This window comes from Acinetobacter sp. YH12142 (assembly GCF_013418435.1).
GTDB lineage: Bacteria > Pseudomonadota > Gammaproteobacteria > Pseudomonadales > Moraxellaceae > Acinetobacter > Acinetobacter amyesii.
In genome coordinates this window covers 172823-190401 of the sequence record NZ_VPCB01000006.1, presented here as the reverse complement: position 1 = coordinate 190401, position 17579 = coordinate 172823, and the positions used below count along the sequence as shown (strand labels likewise).

Sequence of the window (17579 nt, the reverse complement as noted above, 5' to 3'; positions counted from 1 at the left end):
CAGCTCTCAGTCATCCCATTAAAATCGGTGATGTCTGAGATAAAGCCATAAGAAAACGCTGCCGAAGCAGCGTTTTTTTATATCTGGAATTTGAGTTGCTTAGAACACTTTCAAGAATAACCAGTACAAGCAGCCTGATAGACAGATCGTTGCAGGTAAAGTGAAGACCCAAGCCGATAGAATGGTCTTCACTGTTGCAAAGTTCAGACCCGATTTATTCGCGACCATGGTACCTGCAACCGCAGAGTTCAATACGTGTGTGGTCGATACAGGCATACCAAAACCATCCGCAGCAGCAATCGTTGACATAGCAACAAGCTCGGCAGACATGCCCTGACCATAGGTCATGTGGTTTTTACCAATACGCTCACCTACAGTCACGACAATACGTTTCCAACCCACCATGGTTCCAAGACCCAGTGCCAATGCAACAGCGACTTTCACCCATGTTGGAATGTACTGTAAGAACGAGTCTAAGTGACTACGATATTCCTTCACAGTCTTTTGTTCAGCTTCTGCCATTGCTGGTAGTTGGTCAGCTTTATCTAGACGTTTAAAAGCAGTAGTACTTAAGTACATGTCATTACGAATCGAAGATACTTCTTGTTCAGGAATATCTTTTAAGTCGCCATACTGTGCAACACGCTCACCTAAATGATCGGTCAAACTTGCCAAAGCTGGCACAACTTCTGGGCTGACTTCTTTGGTTTGAATGTATTTGGTGAGTACATCACGTGCTTGTGCATCAGGAATATCCTTATGCTCTGCGTAGATCGCAGTCGCAGTTTGAGCAGATAACTGATGGAAAGATTGAATATGTTGATTATCTAAGTTCTTATTCAATGAATAAGCCAATGGCACACATCCGATCAAAATCAGCATGATCAGACCCATACCTTTTTGACCATCATTTGAACCGTGCGCAAAACTTACACCTGTACAGGTAAAGATCAAGATTGCACGAATCAGTGGTGGTGGCGGCTTGTTGCCTTCTGGTGGCTGAAACAGTTCAAGCTGTTTGCGGAAAATACGCTTCACCAACAAGAAAACGAGAGCTGCAAATGCAAAACCAATCAGTGGCGAGAATAATAAGGCCTTACCGACTTTAAGCACCTGCTCCATATCTACACCGCTCGCACCACCGCCTGCATTTAACAGGTAGTTCATGATGCCAACGCCAAGAATAGAACCAATCAAAGTATGCGAACTAGACGCCGGGATGCCTAAGAACCAAGTCCCTAAATTCCACAAAATCGCTGCGATCAGCATTGCGAAAACCATGGCAAAGCCAGCACCTGAACCGACATTCATAATCAATTCAACAGGTAATAAGGCAATAATGCCGTAAGCGACTGCACCACTGGCAACCATTACACCCAGAAAGTTACAGAAACCTGCCCACATTACCGCAACTGGTGCTGACAAGGCGTTGGTATAAATCACTGTTGCCACTGCGTTTGCAGTGTCATGGAAACCATTTACAAATTCAAAGCCAAGTGCGATGAATAAGGCTGTGCCCAATAAAATCATTGAATAAAGACTTAAAGGCGGAACATGCGCTAAATCGGCAGTCACCTGAAAACCAATATAAATTAACGTTGAAATAATTAACGTTAGAAACACCGGCATAAAAAATTTCGGTGTAGGCACATGAACATTCGTCGACTTATTGTTTGTCGACTGGTGTGCTGAATCTACGGGAGTTTGATTAGAATTCATGCAAGCAAGAATGGAGGATTTAAGAATCCCCATATTGTTCAATTAAATTGTGACAATTATATGACAAAGCGGTGTCATATAAAGCAATATTTCATACTTTATTTTTTACAGCTTGCCATCAATTATGCTTATTTGCATTCAAATCAATCATTAATATTCATAGTGTTACAACCATTTCTGTTCATTTATCATTATTAAAACACGCTGTTTTTGCACCGCAAAAGATCATGTTACAAAACATGAAATATAAGCTGTACTTAAGGGTTCTACAGAACAAGGCATAGCATGCTAGAGAGATATGACAACTTGATGAAGTATTTATGACAATCCAATCTTGCTACAGCAACCACTTTGAGGCACGGCGAAATATTCAACAAGCTCAACTTTGCGCTTAATAATTAAACTCAATATCAGAAATAATGAACTGAATTCTGTTAATATATTTGCCGATTTTATATTCCATCGGATTGGGGTTATTTATGTCCACGCTTACCACCCTAAAAGAGCTGCTCGCTCAAGGAATTCTGATTATTGAAGTCATGGATTTAGAATAACAAAAATACCTAATGCCTTTAGTACTGATTTTATAGACTAAAAATATATTAATAAAAAAAGCCAATCGTTTATATTGGCTTTTTTATAACACAAAAAATAAATTAAATTATTAATAGACCAATCACTAAAATCCTTTAAATCTAAAGCCAGTGAAATAATTAGGTCTACCCATTTTTTCTAAACTTAGTTTAATTTCTTGAATATTTTCATTCGTTTCATTTTCAATTAACGGTCTATACTTTTCAATAATTGAATTTAAAGTAGAAATATATTGTGATGGTATATATGGTAACATTTTTTTAAATGCACTATAGGATTCATCAACTTTCTTCAACTTATAAGAAATAATACAAAATTCATATAAACTCCAGAATGTATAAATTGATGAATTAATAAAAATACGTACCCCACCAGGAAGTGGTATATTTATACTATTCTTTGCATATTCATAAGCCAAATCCAAATCACCCTTATTATGAAAATAATGACACAATCTGTACAAGCATTCAGCACGATTTGGGTCTAATTCAGCACCTTTTTTCCAACATTCAACTGCCTTATCTTTATCTTTTTTATGCCAGTAAACCAAACCTAAATACTCATAACTCACATATAATTCATCATCATATTGCAAATTAGGATTAATAAAGCCTAATCTTTTCTCGTACCATTCTATAGCTTTAGCTACGTACTTCTTATCTTCATGCATAATACCACGGTAGGATTGTGCACAATAAAATGCGTATCGTGATAACAGCTTAACATCTTGTTCTTGCTCAAATGCTTTTTCTAAAATTAGAGCATCATTTAAGCCTTTTTTAGGATCTAAATTACGCGCTCCCTTATGTATAGAAAGTATAGAATATTCTCCATCAATATATGCATCTGTTACCTTTTCAAGTGGCTTAACTACTTCATGTAGTACACCTTCCCATCGACATTTTTGATTATTTTTTACAATTCCGCATCTTGTAAATTTTTGACTACCATCTTCTTCTTTAAAATTTAAATAATAAATATCATGCTCTAATAATGGTAAGACAAAATCCCCTTCGATCAAATCATCCGCATCAAAAAATAAAACAAAGTCGGCTTTTCCAGCACATGCCTCTAAGGCTTTATTTCTATTGTATGCAAAGTCCTGCCATTGATGCTCACAAATTTCACCTGGAATACCTTGTTTTTCAAAGAAATCTTCAATGATTTGAATCGTATTATCCGTAGAACCAGTATCAGAAATCACCCAATAATCCAAATCTACATGCTTACAAATATTCTTTAGAGTCTCTTCAACAACATGTTTTTCATTTTTTACAATCATGTTTAAACATAGTGTGGGTACGTTTAGATTATCTAAAAATTCTGGGTACCCTAATCTCGTTAAATTTTCCTTAATTTTATTAACATTATATTCAGAATCTTCTTGAATAAATTTAAGTAATGATTTAACAACTTGATTCAAAGTCACTAGGTATTCACTAGGTAAATTTGATAAAAGCTTTTTAAAAACTCTATAACACTCATCAAGATTTCGAAGTTTCCACAAAGTTACACATAATTCATATAAGCACCAAAAATCATAAATTGGCTTATTAATAAATAGTCGTATCCCTTCTGGAATTGGCAAATCTACAGACTGTTTCAAACATCTATACGCTTCTTTTAAATCAAAATTTCTCTGATTAATTCTTGCTAAAAAATACCAACACTCAGCTCTATCTGGATCCAAATAGGTAGCTTCCTTAAAATAGTATTTCGCACTTTCAAAATCATTAATATTTTCATAAATAATTCCTAAATTTTGATAAGAAAGATAAATTTCATCATCAAAATCAATATTAGGAATAACAATCTCTGTTCTTTTCTTATACCACTCTATAGCTTTTTCAATATAACTTTCATCATTTAATCTATAGGCATTATAAGATTGAGCACAGTAAAATGCATAACGTGCTTTATATCTAAGATCTGTTTCATTGATAAATGCATTTTCTAGAATTAATGCATCATTTAAAGTTTTCTTAGAGTCGAAATTTCGACTTCCAAGTCTTCTTGAAAGAACTGCATAATCCCCTAAAATAGTTATTTCTTTTACGTACTCTTCAGTATCAATAACTTCGTGAATTACACCTTTCCATTGATATTTTTTATCATTTTTAATGATTAAACGTCTATTATAATGAATACCACTTAGTTCATCTTTAAACTGTAAATAATATGCATCTTCTGTTAATGGAGGTAATGATAATTGGCCTTCAACTAAATCGTCTGCATCAAAAAAAAGTACATAATCAGCTTTTCCCTCACAAGCTTCTAAGGCTTTGTTTCGGTTATAAGCGAAGTCTTGCCATGGTTCTTGGTTTATTTCACCAGCAATACTTTTAGATTTAAAGAAGTTTTCTATAATTTCAATAGTATTATCTGTTGAACCTGTATCAGAAATTACCCAGTAATCTAAATCGAAGTTTTTACAAATATTTTCTAATGTTTCTTCTATGATATGACTTTCATTTTTAACAATCATGTTTAGACATAAAGATGCCATAACATTAAACCCCTAAAATCAGTTATTTGCCTTTATCATACCCCACATTTGCACATACTACATAGTGCATTTACCCTCCACATAAGTCTACAATGCGTTCTAAAACTATCAAACACATCAAATTTTCATATAAAACATATCTATCATTCAAAAAAGCATATCAGAGAATTTAGTTAACTAATCTGTTAAGATTACTCACGTTTTGTTCCTTTCGAGAAAGTCTGAATGTCCACGCTTACCACCCTAAAAGAGCTACTCGCTCAACGGATTCTGATTATCGACGGTGCTATGGGCACTATGATTCAGCGTCATAAACTCGAAGAAGCTGACTACCGTGGTGAGCGTTTTGCAGATTGGGCATCTGACCTCAAAGGCAATAATGACCTATTGGTGTTGACGCAGCCGCAAATTATCCAAGGCATTCATGAAGCCTATCTCGATGCTGGTGCAGACATTATTGAAACCAACAGCTTTAACGGCACAAAAGTTTCAATGTCTGACTACCACATGGAAGATTTGGTATCAGAGATCAACCGTGAAGCAGCGCGTATTGCCAAAGCCGCTTGTGAAAAATACTCAACGCCTGAAAAACCGCGTTTTGTAGCAGGTGTGCTTGGCCCGACTTCACGTACTTGCTCGATCTCGCCAAATGTAAATGACCCCGCATTTCGTAACATTACTTTTGATGAGTTAAAAGAAAACTATATTCAAGCTGCGCATGCCCTGATTGAAGGCGGTGCGGATATTCTACTCATTGAAACTGTATTCGATACCTTAAACTGTAAAGCTGCCATTTTTGCAGTGAAAGAAGTCTTCAACCAAATTGGCTACGAATTGCCATTGATGATTTCAGGCACGATTACCGATGCCTCTGGCCGAACTTTAACTGGCCAAACTGCTGAAGCGTTCTGGAACTCTGTGCGTCATGGTGATTTATTGTCGATTGGCTTTAACTGTGCCCTAGGTGCAGATGCCATGCGTCCGCATGTAAAAACCATTGCTGACGTTGCCGATACTTTTGTTTCGGCGCATCCGAACGCTGGCTTACCAAATGCCTTCGGCGGTTATGATGAAACCCCTGAACAAACCGCTGCCTTTATTAAAGAATTTGCAGAAAGTGGCTTGATTAACATCACGGGCGGCTGCTGCGGTACAACGCCGGATCACATCCGTGCTATTGCCAATGCCGTAAAAGACATTGCGCCGCGCCAAGTGCCAGAAACCAAACCCGCTTGCCGTTTAAGCGGTTTAGAGCCGTTCAACATTACAGAAGATTCGCTGTTTGTAAACGTCGGTGAACGTACCAACGTGACAGGTTCTAAAAAATTCCTACGTTTAATCCGTGAAGAAAACTTTGCCGAAGCTTTAGATGTTGCACAGCAGCAAGTAGAAGCTGGCGCGCAGATTATCGACATCAACATGGATGAAGGCATGCTGGATTCAGAAGGCGCAATGGTGCACTTCCTGAATCTTGTAGCATCTGAGCCTGAAATTTCACGTGTGCCAATCATGATTGACTCATCTAAATGGGACATCATTGAAGCGGGCTTAAAATGCGTACAAGGTAAAGCGGTTGTTAACTCGATCTCGCTCAAAGAAGGCTATGATGAGTTTGTGCATAAAGCGCGTTTGTGCCGTCAGTATGGCGCTGCCGTGATTGTCATGGCCTTTGACGAAAATGGTCAGGCCGACACTGCTGCACGTAAAAAAGAAATCTGTAAACGTTCTTATGATGTATTGGTGAATGAAGTGGGCTTCCCTGCTGAAGACATCATTTTTGACCCGAACGTGTTTGCAGTGGCAACAGGTATTGAAGAACACAACAACTATGCTGTGGACTTTATTGAAGCGACAGGCTGGATTAAACAAAACTTGCCGCATGCGATGATTTCAGGCGGTGTGTCGAACGTATCGTTCTCTTTCCGCGGTAACGAGCCTGTACGTGAAGCGATTCACTCAGTGTTCTTATACCATGCCATTCAGCAAGGCATGACCATGGGTATCGTCAACGCAGGTCAAATGGCGATTTATGATGATATTGATGCTGAACTGAAAGCTGCGGTTGAAGATGTGATCTTGAACCAAAACCAAGGTGAAAGCCATCAAGAAGCAACAGAAAAGCTGCTTGAAGTTGCTGAAAAATACCGTGGTCAAGGCGCTGCACAAAAACAAGTTGAAAACTTGGAATGGCGTGAACTTCCAGTTGAAAAACGTCTTGAACACGCTTTGGTTAAAGGCATCACAACGTTCATCGATGAAGATACTGAAGAAGCACGCCTGAAAGCTAAACGTCCACTCGATGTGATTGAAGGTCCGCTCATGGACGGCATGAATGTGGTAGGTGATTTGTTCGGTTCAGGCAAAATGTTCCTGCCGCAAGTGGTGAAATCTGCACGTGTCATGAAACAGGCTGTAGCTTGGCTGAATCCGTTCATTGAAGCGGAAAAAACAGCTGGCCAATCTAAGGGTAAAGTCCTGATGGCAACCGTGAAAGGTGACGTACATGACATTGGTAAAAATATCGTGGGCGTAGTACTTGGGTGTAATGGTTATGACATCATCGACCTTGGCGTGATGGTACCTTGCGAGAAGATTCTGCAAACTGCCATTGATGAGAAAGTCGACATTATTGGTCTATCTGGGCTAATCACTCCGTCTTTGGATGAAATGGTTTTTGTTGCGAAAGAAATGCAGCGCAAAGGCTTTAATATTCCATTGATGATTGGCGGTGCAACCACTTCTAAAGCGCATACGGCAGTGAAAATTGATCCACAATATTCAAACGATGCAGTCATTTATGTTGCCGATGCATCTCGTGCGGTGGGTGTAGCAACAACTTTACTTTCTAAGGAAATGAAGCCAAAGTTTGTAGCAGAAACCCGTGCTGAATATGAAAAAGTCCGTGAGCGTATTGCTAACAAACAGCCGAAAGCAGCGAAACTGACGTATGCTGAATCGGTTGAAAATGGCTTAAAAATTGACTTTGCTGCCAATGCGCCTGCGAAGCCAAACTTTATTGGTACGCAAACGCTGACCAATTATCCATTGGAAACTTTGGTTGAATACTTTGACTGGACACCGTTCTTCATTTCTTGGAGTTTGGCAGGTAAATTCCCTGCTATCTTAACGGATGAAGTTGTAGGTGAAGCAGCAACTGACTTGTATGAACAAGCACAGACCATGCTAAAAGACATCATCGACAACAAACGTTTTGATGCTCGTGCTGTGTTTGGTATTTACCCTGCTAACCGTTCTGCAGCGGATTCGGTTGAAGTGTATAGCGAAGATGGTCAATCGGTTACGCATACCTTCCATCACATTCGTCAACAGTCTGATAAAGTGACAGGTAAACCAAACTTGTCATTAGCGGACTTTATTGCGCCTAAAGGTGTCGCAGAAGACTACTTGGGCGGTTTCACTGTATCGATCTTTGGTGCAGAAGAAATGGCGAATGAGTACAAAGCCAAAGGCGATGACTACTCTGCTATTTTAGCGCAATCTTTAGGTGACCGTTTTGCTGAAGCTTTTGCGGAACATTTACATGAGCGCATTCGTAAAGAGTTCTGGGGCAACCAAGCGTCTGAAACCTTAAGCAATGAAGAATTGATTAAAGAGAAGTATGTGGGCATCCGTCCTGCACCGGGCTACCCTGCTTGCCCTGAGCATTCTGAAAAAGCGCCGTTGTTTGACTGGTTAGGTTCTACTGACAAGATTGGTACGCAATTGACCACTAGCTTTGCAATGTGGCCGCCTTCATCTGTCAGCGGTTTCTATTATGCAAACCCTGAAAGCCAATACTTTAACGTAGGTAAAATCGCAGGCGATCAGCTTGAGGATTATGCAAAACGTAAAGGCTGGACGTTAGATGAGGCGAAGCGTTGGTTAGCACCGAATTTGGATGATTCGGTTCAATAATTAGTTTGAAAAAATCCCCTCGAATGAGGGGTTTTTTTATTTATAATCAAAAATCTTAAAAACACATAAACGAATTTTATAAAATGAAAAAAATATTCTTACTTTTAGTTTTACCTTTTATTTCATCTTTTGCTTTTGCAAAATGTAAAGCTAGTAATGTTTATGATGAAATTGCCTGTTATGAAAAAGAATTAAAATCTAATAAAACCAAGCTCAACCAAACTTATCAAAAGCTTTATAACACTATGGATGAGGAAGGTAAGAAAATTTTAGAAACCTCTCAAAAGAATTGGTTGTTATATAAAAATAGTCATTGTGATGAACTCGTATCTTATCTATCTAGCAGTGTACAAGGTGCAGGATCTAAGTTAATCAATCTATCATGCAATGCTGATCTTATTGACCAGAGAATCAAGCAATTAAATCAGTTAGAATAATAGCCCCCTACCTTTAGCCTTTAAAAATAAAATGAACTTTTTTTAATTTTGTGAATAGTTGGTGGCTCGAAATGATTATGGAAATAAGCTTTGGTATTGTGTGTTTAATAGGATCCGTTTTTGTATGGAAATACACACATTCACTAATCTGGATTATCATTTTTATGTCATGCTTTGCACACATGGGATCACTTATTATTGATCATTTTCGTACGCAAAAAATTAATGATGCCATGCAATCAAACCATAAAGTCAAAAAATGCGGCACATATACAGGTCATTCAACAATTCTGCGAGGAAGTCATCGCAACTCATGGCAACAAATTATTTTCCATTTCACAATGTTAGATGGTAAAAATCTTAGTTTCCCTGAATCAGATCAAATTTCTATGACTGGAAGCCATTTTGAATATTTGGAAAATCCACCACAATCAGTTTGTTTAACCTATGCAGAAAATTATTCAGATAGATTTGGTTATTATTTTTTGACTGATATCCATTTCAACAAAAACTTAATTAAAAAATAATCTATCCTAGTAAAACAATAGACATGTCTTAAAGAATGAGAATCTCACTAAATCAGATGTATTGGGATTCCTTTATAGGAAATTTCAAAAAACGCTAAAAGATCACTCATCAATCTGTCCTAGCACCTACCCATTCCTCCTCCCCCTTGCTAAGCAATGCGTCTCATCCCAGAGTGAGAGGAAGCTTTCATTGTGAATTAAAAACTTTATGAATTTATTAATGGATATTACCCCTATAATAACCTTTACGCATTGATTTAAAACAAAATGAAAGTAAGGGTTAGGGAGAGGTAAAGTTTCAAAAGCTCAATCTATACTTTCCAAACCATCCGTTTTTACATTATTTAATCAGCAAAAAACTTCAAATTCCTGAATAATTAAAACTTAGAACTCTCCCCTATAAGTACAGATTGGTACATCCATGAAAAAACTCATGAACGGTGCAGAAAACATCGTAATTGAAATGTGCAAAGGCTTCGTTCTTGCGCATCCTGAACTCGCATTTAACGAGTCACACAAAATCATTTCACGTAAAGAAAAACACAATAACGTGGCACTTATCAGTGGTGGTGGTAGCGGTCACGAACCTGCCCATGCAGGCTTTGTAGGCACAGGCATGTTAGACGCTGCTGTGTGCGGCGACGTATTTGCATCTCCGTCGCAAATTCAGGTTTATAAAGCCTTACAGCAAGTCGCAACTGACAAAGGCGTGCTGATGATCATCAAAAACTATTCTGGCGATATGATGAATTTCCAGAATGGCGCAGCCCTTGCAACTGAAGACGGCATTAAAGTTGACTATGTAAAAGTGGCAGATGACATTGCGGTTAAAGACAGCCTATATACAGTCGGTCGTCGTGGTGTTGCAGGCACAGTATTTGTACATAAAATTGCAGGCGCAGCAGCATCAAAAGGCTTAGAACTTGCAGACGTAAAAGCGATTGCTCAAAAAGCTGCGGACAACGTCATTAGCCTTGGTTTTGCTTATAGCTCATGTACTGTTCCAGCCAAAGGCACGCCAACGTTTACTTTGGCTGATGACGAAATGGAATATGGCGTTGGCATTCACGGTGAACCAGGCATCCGCCGTGAAAAAATCTTGCCATCCAAAAAAATGGCACAGCGCATCGTGGATGACCTGTTCCTTGACCGCCCAGACATGAAAGAAGTTGTAATCTTGGTCAATGGCTTTGGTAGTACACCGCTGCAAGAGTTGTACGTCTTTAACCATGACGTATGCGAACACCTCGCACGTAAAGGCATCAAAATTTACCGCACATTTGTCGGCAACTATATGACCAGTATCGACATGAATGGTGCATCTGTGTCCTTGCTTGCTGTCGATGATGAATTGAAAACTTACCTCGATGCAGCAGCAAACACCCCAGCATTTAAAATGGATGGTTCAGTAGCACAGCCTTTAACTTTCGCAACCAAAGATGCTACAACCGAAGCAGTGGTGAACACCCAAGTTGAAACGCAACCTGAACATGCGGTGATCAGCAATGAGCAATTCACCATCGAAAACATGCGCTATGTGGTCGATGTCATGTCTGCCTGTATCATTAGAAATGAAGTGCCATTCTGTGAATTGGATGCCCATGCAGGTGACGGCGACTTCGGTATGAGCGTGGCGAAAGGCTTCAAGCAATTAAAACGCGAATGGCAAAGTCTGATCCAAGCTCAGCAGATGGATAAATTCATGCTGAACTGCTCAATGATCATTATGGAACATTGTGGTGGCGCGTCTGGCCCAATCTGGGGTTCAGCATTCCGTGCGGCAGCGAAATCAATTCAAGGCAAATCAGTTTTAACTGTCGCTGATTTTGCCGAGATGCTGCAAGCAGCGGTCAAAGGCATTCAAACTACAGGTGAGCGTTCATTTGGACGTGGCGCAGTGGTGGGTGATAAAACCCTGATTGATGCACTTGTACCATGCGCAGATTCTTGGTCTGCCCATACCGATAAATCCTTTAAAGAAAACTTTGTACTTGGTGCAAAAGCGGCGGTTCAAGGCGCTGAAAATACCAAAGAGATCGTAGCGCGTATGGGACGTGCGGGAACTGTAGGCGACCGTAGTCTTGGCTATCCAGATGCTGGCGCACATGGTTTAGGTGTAATCTTTACGGATATTGCAGAACATATTAAATAACTGAGCATCTTTAAAAATTGCCAGACCACATCAAAAGCATCGATTCGTCGGTGCTTTTTTTATGGCTATTTTAAAGCACTTTTTTCATCAAATATCTCATGCATACAATACCGTTAGCATGAAATCCATTTTCAAATAATGCTTAAAAATTAACACAATTGAGCTGCTTTATCGCCTAGCGCTTTGCTAAGTTAAAACATATAACGATAAAAAAGGATGAGACATGGATTTAGCCCAAATATTCATCCATGACACCACATGGACTTTTGCTGCCGAAGTGATTTTGCGTAGCGTCATTATGTTCGTTTTAATCATCGTATTCTTACGCCTAACAGGCAAACGCGGCGTACGTCAGTTATCCATCTTTGAAGTTGCTATCCTCCTTGCTTTGGGTTCTATTGCAGGCGACCCAATGTTTGAAGAGGAGCTCCCCCTCCTGCAAACTCTCATTGTGATGACAGTGGTGATTGGTTTATACCGCGTAATCACTTGGCTCATGATGAAATACCAACCCTTTGAAGATTTAATTGAAGGCAAAGCCCTCTACATTGTTGAAGATGGTGAATTGGTTTTAGAAAAGATTAAACAAGGTAAAATGTCACATGATGAATTCTTCTCTGAAATGCGTCAGCAAAATGTGGAGCATCTTGGACAAGTTCGAGTTGGTTTATTAGAAAGTGATGGAAAATTTAGTATTTTGTTTTATCCACCTGAACAAGTGCGTTAGGGACTGCCACTATTTCCGAAACCCTATAAAGCGGTTCGCGATATCAAAATGCATCAGCTGTATGCCTGTACGCACTGTGGCAAAACCATGTACATTTACGGTGCTCAGGATACCTGCCCGCGCTGCGGATGTTGTGACTGGGCTGAAGCGATTAATACACAGCGTTTAGCTTAAGCATTCAACGCTTAAACTTAAAACTCCTGTGCCGCTTCAATTAAACACGTCATCAAATACAGTTAGATCCAACGACCATCACCACAGATTCACCCCTTGAATGTTTTTCGCCATCTAAAAGTGCAGCAGCAGAGATTTCATTGGTTAATATCTGTGCATTAATTCAGTTCAGGCAAGACATACAGATTTCAAGTTTTAATTACCCCAAGATGCTCAGACAGACTACCAAAAATGTATCATTCGTCAATTTTCAGTTTCATTCTCGCACTAACATCTATCATTCAGATAAAAATACAAAATAATGGGCTGCCCTGAATTAACTCAGAAATGGCGCTATTTGTTTTTCATTTTTTAAACAGATTCAAAAAACATAGTTTTTCACTTAATAATCATTCATTTAATTTTCTCATTGCAAAACACAATTGCACCACTTTGGTGCATTATTATTACACTCTTGCAAGCCTTTGCTTTATATCGAGTCTTCTACATTTTTTAGTTTTTTTAATCAAAATTTCCCTCTCTCACTCCTCTTTTCGAAATTATTCCGCTCGATATACTGAACTTCTTTTCGTGAACTAGCGCACTAAACTGGAACACCTTATGCAAAATATAGATCTCCTCTTTCTCCTTCTTGGTGCAGTCTTGGTTCTTGCCATGCATGCTGGCTTTGCATTTTTAGAATTAGGTACAGTACGACATAAAAATCAGGTCAATGCGCTGAGTAAAATTTTGACTGACTTTTCTATTTCCGCAATTGCATACTTTTTTGTGGGTTATTACATCTCTTATGGTCAGCACTTTTTCCATATTGGGGACACTTTAGCAGCCGATCATGGCTACAACTTAATGCGTTGTTTCTTCCTGCTGACATTTGCCGCAGCCATTCCAGCGATTATTTCGGGTGGTATTGCTGAACGTGCAAAAATGCGGACTCAAGCGATTGCCACATTATTATTGGTCGCTTTGGTCTATCCATTTTTTGAAGGCATGGCGTGGAATGGTAATTTTGGGCTACAAGCATGGTTAGAACGCACATTTGGCGCAGCCTTTCATGACTTTGCAGGTTCGGTCGTGGTACATGCCATGGGCGGTTGGATCGCTTTAGCTGCAGTACTTTTACTTGGCGCACGTCATGGACGCTATAAAAAAGACGGTCGTATCAGCGCGCACCCGCCTTCAAGTATTCCATTCCTTGCCTTAGGTTCTTGGATTTTAATCGTCGGTTGGTTTGGCTTTAACGTGATGAGTGCACAACGTTTGGATGCCATTTCAGGACTGGTTGCGATTAACTCTCTCATGGCAATGGTGGGTGGCACGCTTGCAGCAAACTTTATGGGTAAAAATGACCCCGGTTTCTTACATAATGGTCCCTTAGCAGGTTTGGTTGCAATCTGTGCAGGCTCAGATGTAGTTCATCCTGTCGGTGCGTTGATTATCGGCGCTATCGCAGGTCTGATCTTTGTCAAACTATTTACATACACTCAAAACAAACTCAAAGTCGATGATGTACTTGGCGTATGGCCACTACACGGTGTTTGTGGTGCTTTCGGTGGTATTGCAGTGGGTGTATTTGGACAAAAATGGTTGGGCGGTTTAGGCGGTATTTCAATGATCTCTCAATGTATCGGTACGCTGCTCGCGATCGTGATTGCATTGGCTGGTGGATTCATCATTTATGGTCTACTCAAAGTAACGATGGGCATTCGCCTAGATCAAGAAGAAGAATTCCGTGGTGCAGACTTAAGTATTCACCGCATTTCGGCAAACTCTGAAGAAAACATGTTCTAAACAACACAATCTAAAGCGGCTTTTAAAGCCGCTTTTTTAACCCTGAAATGCACTCAAAGCTCTATTTTTAGAAATCCTTATTTCAGAAAATTTAAGACCTGATCCAAATGCTGAATTTTATTCGGAATGCTGTGCTGTTGTTCTGCACTTAAAGCATGAAAGCCTTCTAATAAAACGGCAGACATCCCTGCTTGGCTCGCACCATAAATATCATTGACAGGATGATCACCAATAAATAAACACTCGATTTCCGTCACGCCCAACGCACGACAACTGTGCTGAAATATTTCAACTTTGGGCTTACTGATCCCTGCACTTTCCGAGCTGATGATCTGATCAAAATACGATGCAAATCCCAGTCCATTTAATATGTTCAGTCGCGTGGCATGTCCTCCATTTGACACCACAGCCAATTTATACTGCTGTTGTTTTAGTTGCTGCAGCAAGGTCAAAGCCCCAGGCATCGCCACGGCAAACTGACCAAAGTGCTGAAACCAAAATTGTGTGAGTTCATCAAAATCGGGTTGATGTATCCAATCCAGCTCCGTTTGTAGAGCATAAGCGACAGATGCCCCAATACTCGGATGAGTAAGGAGTTCTTTTTTCGGATATCCCCCATTATCTATACGATTAATAATACGTTTAATCTGTACAAGGTCTACCTCCACCAGCGTCGACTGATAAGACTCGGCTAAATACTGCGTATAGGCCTGAACGCTGTGATCTCGATGAGTCAAAGTATTATCTAAATCAAAAAGGACTGCACGTATGCTCATAAATCTTTATTACTGAGTTTTCAAAAACTTTAACACAATGCCCGTTTTGCTTTATGCACCTTCTTCACTATCGATATCAATACAGTTCAAATAGCCGATTAAGTCTGATTTAAGTTTTGTGGTTTCAAATAGCAGCATTCAAACAAAATAATTTCAGCACATCACACGACTTATGCTCTCGAACCGTTCCTTTTTATTACGACAAGCGCTGCTGCTCACACTCAGTTTGGTTGGCCTCCTTTATGTTTTCCCCGTCGGTGGTTCGCTCGACCAAGCTTTTATTCAGCCTTGGGTCGACCTACATGGTAGTTTTCCTCATCGTAATGATTGGGCACTTGCTGTGCTGAACCATCGCTATATCAAGAATATCGTCATAGGCGTTTATGTTCTCTATATCGCAGCATGGATATGCAGTTTTAAATATCCTCATCTGAAAGCACGCAAGTTTGAATTCGGTTATTTTATCGTAGTGGCTCTACTCAGCACGGCAATTATTGGTTTGCTCAAATCACAATCTGCGCATGCCTGCCCTTGGAATATGACCGTCGCCACAGCCCAAGGCTTTTCTTGGGATTTTTCAGCACGCCAAGGACACTGCTTCCCCGGTGGCCATGCTGCGACTGGTTTTGCCCTAATTACGGGATATTTTGTTTATCGAATACATCGACCTGCCCGTGCTTACTTCTTTTTATCTGCTGGGCTGATTTTAGGATTTGCTTTTGGCTGGGCGCAAATGATGCGGGGTGCGCATTTTCTGAGTCATAACCTTTGGACAGCATGGATCATTTGGGCATTTAATTGTGTCATGTATGTGTTGTTTTCTCGCCATCTCACTACATCAACTACGCAGCAAAACAGCAAAGCATTTACATGGATCTAATCTTTAAGTATCTAAATTGAGCTTGATCCGAAAATGATTGAGTCACTCATGATTCACTGAATGGGATCTGTAAACTCACTTTCAGACCACCTAGTGTTTCACTTTGAGAAAACTCCAATTCCGCACCGATATGTTTTGCGGCTTTATCCACGATCGCTAGCCCTAAACCACTTCCAATTTCTTCATGATTATAAATTCGATAAAAGCGTTTTCGAATTTGCTCATATAAAGCTGGGTCGATGCCAGGCCCACTATCTTCAACCTTTACAACCGCCTGCCCCGCATGTTCAAAGACGGAGACATTAATCATGCCCTGTGCAGGGGTATATTTAATGGCATTATCAATCAAATTAAAAATGATTGAATGTACCGTTGGCTCAAGACTATATAAGGCAATGCTTTGTTGTTGCTCCATGCCAAGGTCAATATCTTTTTGCATGGCCAAATGCACCAGTTGCTCCACGCAATTGGTTGCGACTTGCTTGAGATCAAAATGTTGTTTGCGCTCAAGTTCAAAGACCGAGGCATCTTGTTTTGCCAAACTCAATAATTGACTGACCAAATGCTGAATACGAATTAAACCTTTACTCAAATTTTGTAGAGCGTCATCTTGTGGAAATTTTTGTAGCAAAATCTGCATTTGCAAATTCAGTGCGGTAATTGGGGTCCGTAACTCATGCGCTGCGTCGGCAATAAACTGGCGTTGTTCCTGCTGCGACAACGAAATTCGTTCAAACAACTGGTTCATTTCAATGATAGTCGGTGCAATTTCCTCTGGATATGGCATTTGAGAGATTGGAGAAAGTTCAAAGGCATCCCGTTTTGCCAGTTCTTTTTTAAATTTTTCCAGTGGGTTTAAACTGCGTTGAATCAACCATCCCAAAGCGATTAATGCAAAAGGTATAAAAACCAAATAGGGAATAAACATGCTACTAGCCAATTCTGCTGCAAGATGCTGCCGAACCGACTCTTGCTGACTGACCTGAATTTGCCGATCTGCGAGTGGCAAAATATAGGTATGCCACTCATCCTGTTGGGTACTGTGTGTATAAAAACCGGCTTTGGGCTGAGGCGCGACCAATAATTTTAATTGATGAGTTTGATGTGCATTGGACTGATAAGTCCACACATCAACAAATAAATCTTCTTCGTGATAACGCTTATGTTGATCAAATTCACTGCGAATGGGCTGCGGATCATGCTCTGCAACACGTTCCGCCAAATTTTGCATTTGCGCATCTAAAATTTCATTAATTTCTTCAAGTGCAATTCGATAAGCTGAAAACACCAAAAGACAGCCCAAAAGCATACTGAAAACAGACACATAAATAATTAGTCTCTTTTTCAGAGAATAAGGCTGTTGCATGGTTGATAATTCCTTTGC

At 39.8% G+C, this 17579-nt stretch carries 10 protein-coding genes and 1 pseudogene; 7 read left to right on the top strand and 4 right to left on the bottom strand.

The annotated features are described in order from the left end of the window. Window positions 1–99: 99 nt before the first annotated feature. Window positions 100–1719, bottom strand: coding sequence for an inorganic phosphate transporter (locus FTU77_RS06635; protein WP_180055366.1), 1620 nt, complete (start codon window positions 1717–1719; stop codon window positions 100–102). A gap of 679 nt (window positions 1720–2398) precedes the next feature. Continuing rightward, window positions 2399–4819, bottom strand: coding sequence for a glycosyltransferase (locus tag FTU77_RS06630; protein WP_180055365.1), 2421 nt, complete (start codon window positions 4817–4819; stop codon window positions 2399–2401). A 225-nt stretch (window positions 4820–5044) separates the two neighbouring features. Between FTU77_RS06630 and metH the strand changes: the two genes are divergently transcribed. From metH to FTU77_RS06600, 6 genes and pseudogenes are all read left to right on the top strand, one after another. Beyond that, the gene (gene metH / locus FTU77_RS06625) at window positions 5045–8734 is read left to right on the top strand and encodes a methionine synthase (RefSeq protein ID WP_180055364.1); all 3690 of its coding nucleotides are present in this window, start codon (window positions 5045–5047) and stop codon (window positions 8732–8734) included. A gap of 83 nt (window positions 8735–8817) precedes the next feature. Next, window positions 8818–9171 (top strand): lysozyme inhibitor LprI family protein, encoded by a 354-nt coding sequence (locus FTU77_RS06620; protein WP_180055363.1) that lies wholly within the window; start codon window positions 8818–8820, stop codon window positions 9169–9171. A 71-nt stretch (window positions 9172–9242) separates the two neighbouring features. Next, entirely contained in the window at window positions 9243–9698 is a 456-nt protein-coding gene (locus tag FTU77_RS06615) for a hypothetical protein (protein ID WP_180005265.1), read from the top strand. Between the two features lie 421 nt (window positions 9699–10119). After that, a complete protein-coding gene (dhaK, locus tag FTU77_RS06610; protein ID WP_180055362.1) occupies window positions 10120–11850 on the top strand; it encodes a dihydroxyacetone kinase subunit DhaK in 1731 nt (576 codons plus the stop codon). Between the two features lie 223 nt (window positions 11851–12073). Beyond that, window positions 12074–12751, top strand: a pseudogene (locus FTU77_RS06605) (DUF421 domain-containing protein). A 600-nt stretch (window positions 12752–13351) separates the two neighbouring features. Beyond that, window positions 13352–14539: an ammonium transporter gene (locus FTU77_RS06600; protein WP_180010092.1), complete on the top strand. Its 1188-nt coding sequence runs from the start codon at window positions 13352–13354 to the stop codon at window positions 14537–14539. 77 nt (window positions 14540–14616) lie between these two features. Here the strand turns inward: FTU77_RS06600 and FTU77_RS06595 are convergent, their stop codons facing one another. After that, window positions 14617–15315 (bottom strand): HAD family hydrolase, encoded by a 699-nt coding sequence (locus tag FTU77_RS06595; RefSeq protein WP_180055361.1) that lies wholly within the window; start codon window positions 15313–15315, stop codon window positions 14617–14619. 172 nt (window positions 15316–15487) lie between these two features. On the opposite strand from FTU77_RS06595, the gene FTU77_RS06590 reads away from it, so the two are divergent. Next, window positions 15488–16195 (top strand): phosphatase PAP2 family protein, encoded by a 708-nt coding sequence (locus tag FTU77_RS06590; protein ID WP_180055360.1) that lies wholly within the window; start codon window positions 15488–15490, stop codon window positions 16193–16195. 46 nt (window positions 16196–16241) lie between these two features. On the opposite strand, the gene FTU77_RS06585 is transcribed toward FTU77_RS06590, so the two are convergent. Next, on the bottom strand, window positions 16242–17561 hold the full coding sequence (locus FTU77_RS06585) for an ATP-binding protein (protein ID WP_180055359.1): 1320 nt from the start codon (window positions 17559–17561) through the stop codon (window positions 16242–16244). Between the last annotated feature and the right edge of the window lie 18 nt (window positions 17562–17579).